The organism is Algivirga pacifica (genome assembly GCF_039543525.1).
GTDB classification, from domain to species: domain Bacteria; phylum Bacteroidota; class Bacteroidia; order Cytophagales; family Flammeovirgaceae; genus Algivirga; species Algivirga pacifica.
Genome location: NZ_BAABJX010000036.1, coordinates 309 through 16,349, shown reverse-complemented (window position 1 = coordinate 16,349; position 16,041 = coordinate 309). Strand labels below are relative to the sequence as shown.

14 protein-coding genes and 1 tRNA gene are annotated in these 16,041 nt (G+C 39.3%); 12 read left to right on the top strand and 3 right to left on the bottom strand.

Features of this window, described 5'->3' with window-relative positions:
* Positions 1-67: 67 nt before the first annotated feature.
* Positions 68-1,753: a 4-hydroxythreonine-4-phosphate dehydrogenase PdxA gene (gene pdxA, locus ABD985_RS12140; protein WP_345372095.1), complete on the top strand. Its 1,686-nt coding sequence runs from the start codon at positions 68-70 to the stop codon at positions 1,751-1,753.
* Between the two features lie 140 nt (positions 1,754-1,893).
* Here the strand turns inward: pdxA and ABD985_RS12135 are convergent, their stop codons facing one another.
* Entirely contained in the window at positions 1,894-3,243 is a 1,350-nt protein-coding gene (locus tag ABD985_RS12135) for a S41 family peptidase (RefSeq protein WP_345372093.1), read from the bottom strand.
* 314 nt (positions 3,244-3,557) lie between these two features.
* Between ABD985_RS12135 and infC the strand changes: the two genes are divergently transcribed.
* The 3 genes from infC to rplT all read left to right on the top strand — a co-directional run bounded on the left by infC (position 3,558) and on the right by rplT (position 4,842).
* A complete protein-coding gene (infC, locus tag ABD985_RS12130) occupies positions 3,558-4,073 on the top strand; it encodes a translation initiation factor IF-3 (protein ID WP_345372091.1) in 516 nt (171 codons plus the stop codon).
* Positions 4,074-4,246: 173 nt separating this feature from the next.
* Positions 4,247-4,441 (top strand): 50S ribosomal protein L35, encoded by a 195-nt coding sequence (rpmI, locus tag ABD985_RS12125; RefSeq protein ID WP_345372089.1) that lies wholly within the window; start codon positions 4,247-4,249, stop codon positions 4,439-4,441.
* A gap of 56 nt (positions 4,442-4,497) precedes the next feature.
* Positions 4,498-4,842: a 50S ribosomal protein L20 gene (rplT, locus tag ABD985_RS12120; RefSeq protein ID WP_345372087.1), complete on the top strand. Its 345-nt coding sequence runs from the start codon at positions 4,498-4,500 to the stop codon at positions 4,840-4,842.
* 236 nt (positions 4,843-5,078) lie between these two features.
* Here rplT and ABD985_RS12115 read toward each other — a convergent pair whose 3' ends face one another.
* Positions 5,079-5,726 carry a hypothetical protein gene (locus ABD985_RS12115; protein ID WP_345372085.1) on the bottom strand — a complete coding sequence of 216 codons (648 nt, stop codon included), beginning with the start codon at positions 5,724-5,726 and terminating at the stop codon, positions 5,079-5,081.
* A 223-nt stretch (positions 5,727-5,949) separates the two neighbouring features.
* Between ABD985_RS12115 and ABD985_RS12110 the strand changes: the two genes are divergently transcribed.
* From ABD985_RS12110 to ABD985_RS12090, 5 genes are all read left to right on the top strand, one after another.
* Positions 5,950-6,474 (top strand): thioredoxin family protein, encoded by a 525-nt coding sequence (locus tag ABD985_RS12110; RefSeq protein WP_345372083.1) that lies wholly within the window; start codon positions 5,950-5,952, stop codon positions 6,472-6,474.
* A 688-nt stretch (positions 6,475-7,162) separates the two neighbouring features.
* The gene (locus ABD985_RS12105) at positions 7,163-8,044 is read left to right on the top strand and encodes a peptidyl-prolyl cis-trans isomerase (protein ID WP_345372081.1); all 882 of its coding nucleotides are present in this window, start codon (positions 7,163-7,165) and stop codon (positions 8,042-8,044) included.
* On the top strand, positions 8,028-9,374 hold the full coding sequence (locus ABD985_RS12100; RefSeq protein ID WP_345372079.1) for a peptidylprolyl isomerase: 1,347 nt from the start codon (positions 8,028-8,030) through the stop codon (positions 9,372-9,374). The genes ABD985_RS12105 and ABD985_RS12100 overlap by 17 nt, the downstream gene beginning before the upstream one ends.
* 531 nt (positions 9,375-9,905) lie before the next feature.
* Complete coding sequence (locus tag ABD985_RS12095; protein WP_345372077.1) at positions 9,906-10,856, top strand: LysR family transcriptional regulator; 951 nt, start codon at positions 9,906-9,908, stop codon at positions 10,854-10,856.
* 303 nt (positions 10,857-11,159) lie between these two features.
* On the top strand, positions 11,160-12,086 hold the full coding sequence (locus ABD985_RS12090) for an AAA family ATPase (protein WP_345372369.1): 927 nt from the start codon (positions 11,160-11,162) through the stop codon (positions 12,084-12,086).
* A 162-nt stretch (positions 12,087-12,248) separates the two neighbouring features.
* On the opposite strand, the gene cmk is transcribed toward ABD985_RS12090, so the two are convergent.
* Positions 12,249-12,935 carry a (d)CMP kinase gene (cmk, locus tag ABD985_RS12085; protein ID WP_345372075.1) on the bottom strand — a complete coding sequence of 229 codons (687 nt, stop codon included), beginning with the start codon at positions 12,933-12,935 and terminating at the stop codon, positions 12,249-12,251.
* Between the two features lie 351 nt (positions 12,936-13,286).
* Here cmk and ABD985_RS12080 point away from each other — a divergent pair, with 351 nt between their 5' ends.
* From ABD985_RS12080 to ABD985_RS12070, 3 genes are all read left to right on the top strand, one after another.
* The gene (locus ABD985_RS12080) at positions 13,287-14,813 is read left to right on the top strand and encodes a sodium-dependent transporter (RefSeq protein WP_345372073.1); all 1,527 of its coding nucleotides are present in this window, start codon (positions 13,287-13,289) and stop codon (positions 14,811-14,813) included.
* A 45-nt stretch (positions 14,814-14,858) separates the two neighbouring features.
* Entirely contained in the window at positions 14,859-15,743 is an 885-nt protein-coding gene (gene ispE, locus ABD985_RS12075; protein ID WP_345372071.1) for a 4-(cytidine 5'-diphospho)-2-C-methyl-D-erythritol kinase, read from the top strand.
* A 180-nt stretch (positions 15,744-15,923) separates the two neighbouring features.
* Positions 15,924-16,000: transfer RNA gene (locus ABD985_RS12070), tRNA-Asp, on the top strand.
* The last annotated feature ends 41 nt before the right edge of the window (positions 16,001-16,041 follow it).

Genomic DNA, 16,041 nt, shown 5'->3' with positions numbered 1-16,041 from the left:
TATCAGAATGTGAGTAGCATATCTTCTTTTGGGGCGAGTCGCCGATGAAAGGGAAAAACAGAAAATAATGGACAATACAACAAAAAGAACATCCGATAAGCCTGTAATTGGTATTACTATCGGAGATTATAATGGAGTAGGTCCGGAGACAATTATTAAAGTGCTGCAGGATAAGCGGATTACCAATATTTGTGTTCCGGTAATTTACGGGTCAGGGAAAATCTTGACAAAATACAAGAGACAATTAGGGATTGAAAATTTTAACTATCATCAGTTCAATGAGAATAGTTATCTAAATGATAAGAAACCTAATGTCGTGAACTGCTGGGCAGAGCCTCAGGAAGTACAGCCCGGAAAGGTAACCCCGGAAGCGGGGCAGTGCGCATTCTTAGCCCTCCAAAAATCTACTGAAGATTTAAAGGCTAAAGTGATCGACGCAATTGTAACTTCTCCAATTAACAAAGCGAATATCCAAAGTGAGGAGTTTCAGTTTCCAGGGCATACGGAGTACTATTCAGAGGCATTTGGAGATGCTGAGAAAGGAACATTAATGTTGCTTTGTAGTGATGATCTTAGAGTAGGAGTAATCACAGGGCATATTCCATTAAGTAAAGTGCCAGAGAGCATTACGAAGGAGTTGATTTTTCAGAAGACTAATGTTTTACTGAACTCTTTAAAAGAGGATTTTGGTATACAACGTCCGAGAGTAGCGATTCTTGGTTTGAACCCTCATGCTGGAGAAGAAGGGCTACTTGGTCGTGAAGAATTGGATATCATTGAACCTGCGGTGATTGAGATGAAGAAGAAAGGCAATCTGGTCTTTGGTCCGTATCCAGCAGATGGTTTCTTTGGAACCATGATGCACCGTAAATTTGATGGTGTATTGGCGATGTATCATGATCAAGGATTGATTCCATTCAAGACAATGGCTTTTGAGAGTGGGGTAAACTATACGGCAGGGTTGTCGATTGTACGTACTTCTCCGGATCATGGAACGGCTTACAATATTGCAGGAAAGGGACTTGCTGATGAGGGATCTTTAAGGGAAGCAATTTTTCAGGCAGTCGATATTGTAAAGAACCGTCAAAACAAGGTGGAGTCTCAGATTCGCCCTAATGCTAAGCAGTTGCTTTCACAAATGAAGGAAGAAAGTAAGAAGCAACAGGTGGAAAGAGAAAAGGAAGAGCAACGCCTATTTGAAAAAGAACTGGCAGAGCAGGAGGAGAGACAGAAAAGAAAAAATGATCCTACGCAAGGTAGAGAGCGTAAGCCTAGGGATAGAAGAGATTCGAGGGATTCCAGAGGTAGAGGTAGACGCTCGGAGCAGCAACCACAGGTAGAGCCAAAGCAGCAAGGGAAGCCATCTGTAGCTACAGAAGGAAAAGAGGCCGTGGAAGAGAAGGAACAGGCTCAACCTCAGCCTGAAGGATCATCTTCAGCTCAAGAGCCTCGTAAACCAAGACAAGGGAGACAAAGAGAAAATAGACCTCCTCGTAAGGACAGAGCTGCAGCTCAGGCTCCTGAAGGTAAAAACCAGCAGGAAGTTGTAGAAGATCAACCGTCGACACAGTCAAATGATACTCCAACGATACAGGAGAATAACGGTGGGGACGTTTCACAGGAAGGTCAAAAAGAGCAGCAACCTTCTTCTCAAAAGGGAGGGGGACAGCGTAATAGAGGGAAGAAGCGTTGGCATAAAAAACGTAAAGGACCAAACCCGAATGCTTCTCGTCCTCAGGAAGGCAATTCATAAATAGTTTGTTCATAATGTTTAGTTGAGCTTCGCTCGTTCATGTTGTTTAGTTGTTTGTATCGTACCAAACGATGTACTTTTAAAACTCAACTAAACATTATGAACGAGCGAAGCTCAACTAAACATTATGAACAAATAGGTTATTTCTTTAAAGGAACTACTGCTCCATATGCAGCCTCTTCCTTGCTACTAATCTCATCAAAGTTGATAGAAGGTATAACACTGACCTTACGGGCAGCAACGCCAAAGCTACCGTTATCAATAAAGTTTAAAGCCGCCCCTAACATAGGATCTCTTGGATCACCCCAAGGGTATTGATACCCGTCAGCCGCTTCAAAATCTACTGGAAGCCCATCAAAGTAATCGATATTAAGCTCATTTTGAACATTCTGGAAACTGATTAGGCTATACATATAGTTTGTTTCTTCATCTTCAATGGTATAGCTTCCGACAGGTTTACCAAAGGTTTGTGCGCCTACTAAGTACACGTCTATATAGGGAGCGAGACCTACAGCCACGAGCTCACTGGCAGAAGCGGTTCTTCCAGTCGTAAGGATAAAGACTCTTGGAAGATTGAGCTCTGGATAGTTGCGGCTACTGTTTGGTGCAGTTAATATTAGTGTAGAGTCAAACTCGGCACTGATGATATCGTTATGTTGAAAAGTGATAAATTCCTTTCCATAAAACTCAGCAGGGACAATCATCTCAGCCATTAATTGCGCTACACTTACATACCCTCCGCCATTATATCGAAAGTCCAGAACAATCTCATCGATATTTTGACTAGCAAAAGATTGGAATATAGCACGAACATCATTAGCCAGCCCTTCACGTAAAAAGCTTCTTAGTGCAAGGTAGCCGACTTTCTTACCATTACTTTCAATAATACGATCAAGCGTAATGGCTTCTATATTGATTTCACCTGTACTTACTTGTATGTCTTGATCAATACCATCTACTGTTGTCAGGTTAAACACTGCATTTCCCGCTTCAGATACTTCTGCAAGTAGATTGTTGAATTGATCTGTAGTAAGTCCCTTGATCAGCTGCTGGTTAATACCAATTAATTGATCTCCTCGGTTAATGCCTGCATCTCGGGCATTGGAGAAGCTTTCACGAATATAGATGGTCTCCAGGAGGTTCGGATTAGTTTCATCGTATTCAGCTACCAGATTAACTCCAAAGCCTACATTGCCAGTGCTTCCAGAGTTAATGCGGTCTCTAAATTCTTGTAAGTCTTCTACGTAACTTAAAGAGGCATCCCTAGGCTGATAGCGCATTGCATCCAGTAACTCATGGACGTCGGCATAATCATCAGGGTCAATGCCATTTGGAATCTCATCTTCCCATAAGTAGTAGGTGTTCATGAGTTCAAAGAGTGTTTCTTTGGCTAAATCTTCCTGTTCCTCAGGAGTTGGAGCCTCATCGTTACAGCCTATTATACTCAATATAAATAATAAGCTAAATCCTATTGAAATGTATGTTTTCATCTAGTAAATGGTTGGTGGAAGTTTAGTAATAAATGTGATGTTGCATGAAAAAGTTTTATGGCTGGCATGTAATCCTGAAAATTTTCGAGTCATTGCTTCCTGTATAAGGAATCATTTCTCTAAATTGGACAATTATTGTGCAAGATTTACCAGTATCGTCTCAGGAATTTTTCGAAAAAATGATGAAACCTTGAGAATTAGCAATATGTTTCTTAAAATATATTCATTAAATCAGGCAATAATCTTATATTTGTGGAAATGTTTTCACAGGACAAATTATAAAAAAATTAAATTTTAGTATTAAAAAGAACTAGATGGCTGAGATCCGACACAGAATTAATAATAAGATCAGAGCGAGAGAGGTAAGGATAGTAGGAGAAAATGTTGAAAATGGTATCTTCTCGAGAGATGAGGCCCTGAAGATGGCAGACGAGCAAGGACTGGATCTTGTCGAAATTTCTCCCACTGCAAAGCCTCCTGTTTGTAAGATCATTGATTATTCGAAATTTAAGTACGATCAGAAGAAAAGACAGAAGGAGTTGAAGGCCAAAGCCGCTAAGACGGTAGTGAAGGAGATACGTTTTGGACCGAATACAGATGATCACGACTTGAACTTTAAGCAAAAACATGCGATTAAGTTCTTGAAAGAAGGAAACAAGGTGAAAGCTTATGTACACTTCTATGGTCGTTCTATCGTTTATAAGGACAGAGGTAAAGAGCTTTTGGAGAAGTTTGCTGCAGGCTTGGAAGAGGTAGGAAAAGTCGAGCAACATCCTCGTATGGAAGGTAGAAGAATGATTATGTTCTTAACTCCTTTAGCAGCGAAATAATTTTTTATTCGAAACATTGTATTGTTTGAATGAAAATTCACTATATTTGCACGCTTGTTTGATACAGGCGTGCATTTTTTTGTTCAAAAAAATGCAGCTATATAGCTTACCGAGGCCGTTTGGCTGCCGAAGGTAGCGTTTAATATATTTTGTAACATTTTAATCTTAGAAAAATGCCAAAGGTAAAAGTGAAATCTGGCGCTAAGAAGCGTTTCACCGTAACAGGTACAGGCAAACTTAGAAGAAAGCACGCTTTCAAAAGTCACATCTTGACTAAGAAAACTAAGAAACAAAAGAGAAATCTTACAGGTACTGGTGAGGTACACAAAGCAGACGAGCGTTTGGTGAAGCAAATGCTTTGGATGTAATCTTTATTGTTACATCATCTTATTTTAGTTTTTAATTTTCTTAAACAAGATATACAATGCCTAGATCGGTTAATCACGTAGCTTCAAGAGCTAGAAGAAAAAACGTCCTTAAGTTAGCTAAAGGTTACTGGGGAAGAAGAAAGAACGTTTGGACGGTAGCGAAAAACGCCGTTGAGAAAGGTCTTACTTATGCTTACAGAGATAGAAAGCAGAAGAAAAGAGAATTCAGAGCACTTTGGATCACCAGAATTAACGCTGGTGCTCGTTTGCACGGAATGTCTTACTCTCAATTGATCGGTAAATTGAATGCTGCAGGTATCGAGCTAAACAGAAAAGTATTGGCTGACCTTGCAATGAACCACCCAGAGGCGTTCAAAGCAGTAGTAGAAAAAGTAAAATAAGCATCGCGTCTTATTTTAAATCGATAAGAAATCCACAGAAGCTTTCGGGCTACTGTGGATTTTTTTTGTTCATGTTGTTTAATTGAGCTTCGCTCGTTCATATTGTTTAGTTGTTACCCTTGCCTCTGCTAGTCGTTTACTAATCGTAAGCCCCCTTACTAGTCGTAAGCCCTCTTACTAGTCGTAAGCTCCAGCTTACGACTCACAAGCGATTGTATGGAGGCTCCAGCCTCCAGTTACAGAATATGTAAATTCAGCTCCAGAAAGTTATCCAATTCTTGCAAGTCGATAAACTCATAGAAGTTCTCAGGCGAAAGGAAGCGAGGCCCCCTTTGATCCAATAACTCACGGAAGGTTTCTTTTAATTGCTCCGTAAGCTGTTTGCGATGCATATCCCAGTTCATGGTATAGTTGAGGTCTGCCACCAGATGATGTTGAGTGATTTCATCCTTGCTAAGCATTGTTTTTTCTTGTTGCTCAAAAGGGAAACGTTGTTCTATGGCTGCTGTATAGAGACGATTGATGTTTTTAATGGCTTCAGGGTGTTTATCAATATAGGATAGTGTCGCTCGAAGCCAAACGGCCGTTTTATATTCAGGAGAAGCGCCCAATACAAAAACATTATGCCAGTAAAAATGTAAATTTTTAGCCAATAAGGTTAGATAAACACTGCTCCCCCAGCCCGGACGCTGACGGTGCTGCTCGTATCCCTTTCGCTTGATCTCTTCTAATGACTTTTCCAACGCAGAAGTGAAGTCTTGTACAATTTGCTCCTCCGCGGCATAGAAATCTACCGATTGGTAATGATATTTTGCTTGCTTGCTCCAAACCCGAAAAGTTTTGAGGGCTATTGCATTCAAGTCCTTAAAAGGGGTCAGTTCCATATCGTTCTGTGATTAATGCTACATGATAGAAATACAAAAGACGATAATTTGTAGGAAATTTAAGGTTTATTGTATCTTAAAATTATAAACTTTTGTGCTGAAGGGTTATTATTTAATAGCACAAGATATTGCCAATAGTACAAGGCATCGCTAATAGCACAGGGCATTGCCCTGTGAAACAATATTTTAATTAACTATTGAAAATTAAAAATCAACCATCGATATGAAAAAAATAGCACTCTTAATACTCCTGATATGGGGACTAGGACCAATTTTATATGCTCAGAACAGTGCAAACATCCAATGGTTGGATATTACTCAACTAGAGGAAGCTATGGCCAAAGAACCTAGAAAAGTAATCATTGATGTATATACTGATTGGTGTGGTTGGTGTAAGAAGATGGATAAGGTAACCTTTCAAGATCCTGAGGTGACTAATTATATTAATGACCACTACTATGCAGTGAAGTTTAATGCAGAGGATAAGCGTGACCTGGATTTTATGGGGTATGTTTTTAAGTTTGTCCCGTCGGGCAGAAGAGGGTATAATGAATTAGCAGCGTCTTTATTGAATAATAAGTTGAGTTATCCTACGGTGGTCTTTCTGAATGAGAAGTTAGAGTTAATCCAACCTATTCCAGGGTTTCACCCTAAGGAGCGTATGCATATGATCCTCTCCTATATGGAAGAGGGAAAGGATACGATTCCTTGGCAGGATTATCCTAAGGTTTATAAGTCTCCTTACTAGTGGACTGAGTGTAGAAGTGTAAAAGTTTAAACGTAACACCTCTACACTTTTTTAATAATCGAACGTTAAGCCATTTGAGAAATAGGATCTCTCATTTTCAAATGGATAAACATGAATCATCTCATATTAACATTTAAGGGAGACTCATATTTTTTTGTTTAAAAAGTACCTTTATATATTTAAAAACGGCCTTGAAGAATTGCCGTTAAAATTTTTAATCGTAAAAGCGTTAAGAAAATTCCATTGTTTGAGCGCAGCGAGTTTGGAATTTTTAGCTTTTGCGATTAGAAATTAGGCAAATTCTTCAAAGCCTTGATTTTTTTGCTTCGTTTTTTCATCAAGGAAAAAATGAAGAAGCTCATAAAGGGCTTGTGAGATAGCTGCAAAGTGATGAACTCTCAGAAAGCTAAGTCATTTGTTAATATGGGATGATTCGTATTTTTTATTCGTCACTCCAAATTCATCAATTCTTTATGCGTGAAAATCTTTTAATTATATCTTTGTGTTGTTAAAAAAGATTAAATAAAGGAACGCAATCCTTTGATTGCTCTTTGGGCTTACTTTCTTTGTGAATATTAAGAAATACTTTAGGCATGAAAAGTGTCTAGTATAAAGAGAGATTGGATGGATGTGCCACTTTTTTCAATTATGAAGTGTCATTTCATATAGATTACAAGACTGAACGAGGATGAACAAGTATATTATATTTTTTCTGGCCGCGCTATCGCTGAGCGCTTGTGAGGAGGTGCGTACGGTATTTTCTTCTGCAAAAGACATCACTGCCAGTAAAGGGAAGGCTTTGGCGAGAGTACATGACAAGGTTCTTTACGAAAAAGATCTTGCTGGGATAATGGATTTGACGGTGGCATCAGAGGCAGATTCTACCTTAGTCAAGCGTTATGTCAATTCATGGGTGCGTAAAGAGTTGCTTTTGCATGAGGCTGAAGAGAATATGGAAATGGATGAGGCAGAGTTGGAGCGTAAAATCGAGGAGTATAAATTTCAGTTATTGGCTTATGCTTATGAGCAAAAATATGTAGCTGAAAACCTGGATACCTTGGTGACGGAAGAAGAATTGGAAAAATATTATGGGGAGAATGAGAAAGAGTTTGTTCTTAAGTCTAATATTGTAAGAGGTGTTTTTTTGAAGTTCCCTGAAGAAACCCCTAATCTGGATAAGTTAGAACAGTGGATGAAGGATGATGGAGACGCATCTATGGCTAAAATCAGAAGTCTTGCGTTGAGTTATGCGGATTTTGCTTATACCAATGATGATTCTTGGATGGAGTTGGATGAGTTGCTGTTTGGGACACCTTTTATGAAAACTACTTCTGATCAGTTACAAATGTTGAAACGTAAGCGCTTTTGGAAAACTGAAGATGGAGGCTATGCTTATTTTTTCTATATCAGAGAGTATAAGATTGTAGATCAGGTATCTCCGTTGGAGTTTGTGAGAGATCAGGTAGAAGCCGTTATTCTCAATCGACGAAAGGTACGACTATCCACTAATTTGAGTAAAGATCTTTATCAAAAAGCGACAATTAATGAAGACTATGAAATATTTAATTAGCACATTTTTTCTAAGTGTATTTTTATTTGGGCACAGTTTGCTAGCGCAAGAACAGGTCGTTGACAAGATTGTTGCAAAGGTAGATAATCATATTATTCTACTTTCTGAAGTAGAGGCAATGTATCAGCAAATGCTGTCCAATGGGGAGTATCCTCCCAATAAGGAAGAAGCTAAGTGTGAAATCCTTAAGAGTTTGATCATGAACAAGGTCTTGTATGCCAAGGCAGAGATTGACTCTATAGCTGTAGATGACGCCGGTGTTGAGCAAGAGATGGACCGCAGAATGCAATACATGATTCTGCAGATTGGATCACAGGAAAAGCTTGAGAAGACTTATGGTATGAGCATGGGTGAGTTGAGAGATGATCTTCGTGAGCAAGTTAAGGAGCAGATGACTGTACAGAATATGCAACGTCAGATCATCAACGATGTAAAGATTACTCCTAAGGAAATAGAGAAGTTCTACGAGGCTATTCCGGATTCAGAGGTGCCTTTCCTTTCTGCTGAAGTGCAAGTAGGTCAAATTGTACTAGAGCCTGAGGTAAGCAAGAGTGAGAAAGAGAAAGTAAAGGAGCAATTGATGCAAATCAAGCAAAGGGTCTTGGATGGAGAGGACTTTGCTACTTTGGCTAAGCAGTATTCAGAAGATTATGGTTCAGGTAGAAAAGGAGGAGAACTTGGCTGGCACGGAAGAGGGGAATTGGTACCAGAATTTGAGGAAGTTGCATTGACGATTGAAGAAGGAGAAATCGCTAATCCGGTAGAGTCAGAATTTGGATACCATTTAATTCAGTTGATGGAAAGAAGAGGAAACCGTTTTAATGCAAGACATATTTTGATTCGTCCGAAGTCCAATAGTAAAGATCTGGAGCAAGCCTATGCCAAAGCGGATAGTGTTAGAGGACTTATTTTGGCAGATAGTATGACTTTTCCTGAGGCTGCTCAGGAGTTTTCTGTAGATCAACAGACACGAGCAAATGCCGGATATTTTACAAACCAGCTGACAGGTAGCTCAATGGTTTCTACAGATGAGTTGGAGCCTACGGTCTTTTTTACAATTGACACCATGACCGTTGGGAATATCACGAAGCCTATGCAGTACCGTACTGCCGAAGGGAAAGAAGCGGTAAGAATCCTTTACTACAAAGACTATAAGGAGCCACATACTGCAAACCTAAAGGATGATTTCCAGAAGCTTTACCAGTTGACATTGAATGCTCGTAAGAATGATATCCTTCAAGAGTGGGTCAAAAAAGCTCGTAAGGATGTTTATGTTGAAATAGATGATAAATTTAAAGGATGTGCCTTTATCGAAGAGTTCAAGAATTGATAAGGTGAAATATCTTTTATTAGATAAAGAACATGAGTTATCCCATATTAATATTTAAGGGGTAACTCATGTTTTTTTTGTAAAAAAAGGGCCTTTATATATTTGAAAACGGCCTTGAAGAATTGCCGTCAAAATTTTTACTCGTAAAAGCGTTAATAAAATTCCATTGTTTGAGCGTAGCGAGTTGAATACGCCATGTAATGGTTTTAGCTTTTGCGATTAAAAATTAGGCAAATTCTTCAAAGCCTTGATTTTTTTGCTTCGTTTTTTCATCAAGGAAAAAATGAAGAAGCTTATAAAGGGCTTGTGATATAGCTGTAAAGTGATGAATTCTCAGAAACCTAAGTCATTTGTTAATACGGGATGGCTTATATTTATATTCTATGAGTACTTATGGGAATCGTAATACCCTATCTCTTTTGACTATGCTTATAACCAAAACTATCTATCAATAAACTGAATTACTTGTCCGCCACAAACGAAGTATCTGTATTTTAGTTATATTAAGTGGCTAATTTATACGACGATTTTATGAATTATACATTACATCAACTCCATGTTTTTTTAACTATCTCTCGAACAGGGAGTATTACAAAGTCGGCAGAAGAGTTGCATTTAACGCAGCCAGCAGTCTCCATACAGTTGAAAAACTTTCAAGATCAGTTTGAGATGCCCTTAACAGAGGTGGTGGGCCGTAAATTGTATATCACAGACTTTGGAAAAGAAATAGCAGCGGCTGCGGAAAAAATATTGGAAGAAGCCAATGCGATCAACTATATCTCTTCGGCTTATGGAAACCTGTTGGCTGGTCGCCTCAAGATTTCTGTAGTGTCCACAGGAAAATATATCATGCCTTATTTGCTATCGGACTTTATGAAAGAGCATGTAGGTGTAGATCTACTCATGGACGTGACAAATAAAAGTTCTGTGATCAAGAGTCTTGAAAATAATGAAGTAGATTTTGCTTTGGTGTCCGTGATGCCAGGGGGTATCTCTCTGGAGCATATGCCATTAATGTATAACCAACTTTATGTGGTAGCTAACACCGAGTTGGCTTCCCAGTATGATATTAATACATGGGAAGATTTGACGAATATTCCTTTGATCTACAGGGAACAGGGATCTGGTACTCGACAAGTCATGGAGCAGTTCTTTAAGGCTAATAATATAGCTGTTGAGAAGAAAATGGAGCTGACAACTAATGAAGCAGTTAAGCAAGCTGTATTGGCAGGATTAGGCTGCTCAATTATGCCTGTGATTGGCTTGAAAAATGAGCTGAATGATGGCTTATTGAAAATACTTCCGGTAGAAGGGTTTCCGATACAATCTACTTGGCACTTGATCTGGCTCAAGAAGAAGCGATTAACATCTGTAGCAACAGCCTTTCTGCAGTTAATTCAAAAAGAAAAGGATGCCATTATTAAGGAGCAGTTTGGGTGGATTGATGAGTATGTAGCCAAGAGCATTAAAGGGAAAAGCTAAAAGAAGCATACAACTTGATATAAAGAGTAAATATTGATCGTAGCGTGATGAAATGATATGACCTGTAGCAATGGGTTTACTGTGCTGATAGGATGGAGGAGGCACTCTTATGACAGGAAGGAGTAATATATTTGGTATCCTATTTGAAAAATTCTAATTTAAATAGAAATCCTCAACTAGAAGACTTGGTGTTCTAAACATATGCTTCAGTGACATCATCGGTCAATAGCTAAATCAACTAAAAGCCTATACACATTGAGAACAACAGTAGAATTTCAATCAGACAAAGAAGCGGCAGATGCGATGTATGCTTCTTACCAAAAGCTAAAAGAAGAGATCGGGAAAGTAATTGTAGGACAAGATGAAACTGTCAAGTTAGTTTTGACAGCGATGTTTTGCCAGGGACATGCTTTACTGGAAGGGGTGCCGGGATTGGCCAAAACCCTTTTGATACAGACGATCTCTTCCGTGATGGACTTAGAGTTTAATAGGGTGCAGTTTACACCTGACTTGATGCCTTCCGACATTCTGGGAGCAGAGACGATGGATAAAGATAGACAGTTTAAGTTTGTCAAGGGACCTATTTTCAGCAACATAGTTCTTGCGGATGAGATTAACCGTACCCCTCCAAAGACCCAGTCAGCTTTGTTGGAAGCGATGCAAGAGCGTTCGGTGACTATTGCCAATCAACATTTTGCACTGCCGGCACCTTTCTTTGTACTCGCGACACAAAACCCAATTGAGCAGGAAGGAACATATCCCTTGCCAGAAGCCCAGCTGGATCGTTTTATTTTTAATATCACTTTAGATTATCCATCGTATGAGGATGAGGTCAACATTGTTAAAAATACTACGAGTAGTACCAAGCCTAAAGCAGGACAAGTTGTTACGGCAGAAGAAATTATTGCTTTTCAGGAATTAGTGCGTAAGGTGCCTATCGCTGATAACGTAGTAGAGTATGCTGTGAAACTGGTAGGGAAAACCCGTCCAGGTACAGCTCATGCTACCGAGTTTACGAATCGATACTTGGAGTGGGGAGCAGGGCCAAGGGCTTCACAGTTCTTGGTGATGGCTGCTAAGTGTAATGCCTTATTGAATGGGAAGTATTCTCCAGATATTGAAGATGTGCAGGAAGTGGCTTTGCCAATTATGCGTCATAGGGTAGTTCGTAACTTTAAGGCAGAGGCAGAAGGGATTACGATTCAGGATGTTATCAGAGAATTGCTATAAGCTAAGTTGAGGCGGCTTACGCCGCTGGTTGAGAGGCACTGCGTGCCGTTGAGTGGAGCTTCGCTCCGTTGAGATTTTACAGTACTGTTCTTTCTCAACAGCCCGAAGGGCTACTCAACAGCAAAGCGCTCAACCAGCGGCGTAAGCCGCCTCAACAAAAGACTATTGTATCGCATCAATTGCTAATTGATATACTTTATCCAATTGTTCCTCAAAAGTGCAATTAGAAGTATCTACCTCAATAGCATCATCAGCTTTTTTAAGTGGACTCTCAGCTCTGCTGCTATCTTCTTTATCTCTACTTACCAGATCATTCAAGACATCCTCAAAGGCTACTTTTTGTCCTTTTTCCTCCATTTCTAACTGTCTTCTTTTAGCTCTCACTTCTGCCGAAGCAGTCATAAAGATCTTTAGTTCCGCATCGGGGAAGACTACCGTGCCAATATCTCTACCATCCATAACGATACCCTTTTGCTTTCCCATTGCTTGTTGCTGCTCTACCAGGAAGTGACGAACGGCAGGGATGCTGCTGACTTTACTTACTTTGGATGATACGTTAAGAGTACGGATTTGTTCTTCCACAATCATTCCATTGAGTTCAATTTCTTTACGTCCATTGGATGGGTTATGAGCGAATGAGAGATGAACGTTACTTAACTCCTTTTCTACCTCTTGTTGATTATCTATAGGAATATTGTGCTGAAGTAAATAAAGGGTAACGGCTCGATACATGGCGCCAGTATCAATATAAATATAATCTAGCTTGTTAGCGAGTGCCTTGGCAGTACTGCTTTTACCACATCCGGCATGGCCATCCATGGCTATAACAATTTTATTTTTTGATGACATATTATTGAAAGTTGAATCACGATTGGCAATGTTATAGTATTAAATCAAGGATAGAAGTTGTAAAATCCATATTAATTTTATACCATATGCACTGTCGCTTCAGTTTTTTTATTTTATTAACTGGCTTTTAATAAGCTTTTTAAATCAAAGATCCCCCTTCTTTTATGAAATTAGAGGGGAGTAGAATCAGAATAATCTAAGGCGACTAGAAGCAAATAAACTAAAAAACTCCCGAATGACAAGGTTCATTTTTGGAGTTACGAAGACAAACTATTACTATAGATAGTCTAGACAAGCGCGTAAAAAAGTAGTAAACACTAATTTTCAACTAACAGAACTTCTTAAACTGTAATGAGTAAAATTAAAAAGAATGAAGAATTTAGTAGTAGATGGGGATTAATTTTAGCTGCCTTGGGTATGGCAATTGGCGCAGGTAACCTGTGGCGATTCCCTCGATTGGCAGGGCAGTACGGAGGAACATTCCTTGTATTATGGCTATTGTTCCTGTTTATATGGTCCGTGCCTATTTTATTGACAGAGTTTTCTATTGGTAAGCGTTATAAAAAAGGAGTGATTGCATCTATCTCACAAGCAGCTGGGAGGAAGTATGCTTGGATGGGAACCTTTATAGCGCTCTGTACACTAGGAATTACTTTTTATTATTCTGTTGTCACTGCATGGGGATTACGTTATTTAGGAATGGCATTGGATTTCTTTGTAATGTCCAAGGAGCCATTATCGGATCACCTGGCCAAGGATAGCGAGTTTTTGAATACATTTTGGACCAATATCTCAACAGGAGACACCACGACAGTAGTTTTACACCTGGTTGCCGTAGCAGTTGGTGCTTTGGTACTGTATTTCGGTATTCAGAAAGGCTTGGAGAAGGTGAATAAGGTATTGATTCCATCCCTGTTTATACTTCTTTTCTTAGTATCGGGTATTGCCTTACAAGAAGAAGGAGGTATCGATGGACTTAAATATATGTTCCGTTTGGATATGGCTTTATTTTCCGAACCAAAAGTTTGGATTGAAGCATTGTCACAATCAGCATGGTCTACCGGTGCTGGATGGGGATTGATCCTGACGTTATCTTCTTATAGCCGAGAAAAAGAAGATGTAACACTCAATATCTTGATTAGTGGTATTGGAAACAACTTTTCCTCTATTGTCGCAGGTATGGCGATCTTACCTTCTGTATTTGCTTTAGCTAACACAGAAGCGGAGGCAATTTCCCTTTTGCAGTCAGGAAACCAAGCCTTGACGTTTACGGTAATTCCTCAGCTGTTTGCAGAGATCCCAGGTGGAGACATTCTTTCTATTATTTTCTTTTCAGCTTTTACACTGGCGGCGTTTAGTTCGCTGTTGACGATGATAGAGATGTGTATTCGTCTGACGATAGACTTAGGGATCAGTAGAAGGGTTTCTTCTTTGATTGCAGCGGCAGGTTGTTTTATTTTTGGTTTTCCGTCAGCTTGGTCATTGGACTTCTTTACTAATCAAGATTGGGTTTGGGGTCTAGGTTTGATCATCTCAGGACTTTTCATGGTGATTGTGGCTCATAAAGAGGGCTTAAAATCATTTAAGCATAAGTACATTGATAAGGATTCCGACATCATTCTTCCAGACTGGTTCTATGTAGCCACTATGTGGGCTATTCTTCCATTGGGAGGAATCTTGATCTATTGGTGGATGTCGCAGGGATATAGTGAAAACCCTTGGTTTACTGAAGATGGTGTGTGGAATGTGATTGATGTCTATTCTAATGCGACTGTGGTAACACAATGGGGATTTATCTTAGGAATAGCAGTACTCTTTAACAATATGATTTATAAGCTTTATACTCCTAAAAAGCATGAATCTGTTGTAGTAGACTAGTCTATAAATAAGCTCTAATATTACTTACAAGTTTTTAAGGAAAACATGAGTCATCCTTTAGCGAATAGCTATATGGAAGGTTCATGTTTTCCTACTTTTCTTACCTTATTCTTTCAACAAAAGATGATTCTTTTTCCAAATGCAAAAATTAATCTGGGACTAAACGTGCTGTATAAGCGTCCAGATGGTTTTCATGCTCTTCAATCCTGTTTTTATCCCGTAGGATGGGCCGATGTGCTAGAAATAACAGAGGCTGAATCGTATAAATTTACTTCTACAGGAATAGAGATTCCCGGAGATCCTTCCAACAATCTTTGTACGAAGGCATATGATTTACTGAAAAAAGACTTCGATATACCAGCAGTACATATACACCTTCATAAGATTGTACCTATTGGTGCAGGTCTTGGAGGAGGATCTGCAGATGGAGCTTTTACCTTGAAGGGCTTAAATGATTTGTTTGGTTTGGGGTTAAGTATAAAAAAGCTACAAACTTATGCGGAGCAATTGGGAAGTGATTGCCCATTTTTTATTGAGAATAAGCCGGTATGGGTAACTGGAAGAGGAGAGGTGTTTGAGCCTGTTGAATTGGATTTATCCGGGAAATATATCGTCCTAGCTAATCCGGGTATCCACATATCCACAGCGGAGGCGTATGGTGCGATTACTCCTCAAGAACCAACTAGGAACACTAAAAAAGAATTAGAAGGGGATATAGCCCACTGGAAAGCGTTTGTGAAGAATGATTTTGAAGAGCCTATAGCAAAAAAGTATGTAGCTATTCAAAATCTAAAAGAATATATGTATCAAAAAGGAGCGGTATACGCAAGCATGACAGGTTCTGGGTCTACCGTTTTTGGAATTTTTGATGAGAAACCTCTAGGGCTGTCTTTTGAAAAGGAGATAATGACTTGGGAAGGGACACTCTAACATGATACAAGGTTGATCAAATATGAAAATTAAAAGATTAAATTTTCATATTTGATTACTAGAGGGTTAGCATCATATGTTAACACGAGGGTTGTTTTTTTTGAGGATACAGTTGCAAAATATAAATGGACCATGCATATTTGCATCGCTTTTCACGGGAAAGTTCAATAAAAAAACACTGGAGCAGTAGTTCAGTTGGTTAGAATACCTGCCTGTCACGCAGGGGGTCGCGGGTTCGAGTCCCGTCTGTTCCGCCAACAGACCACCGATAGGTCTAAAAAGTAATCGGAAAAGGAGC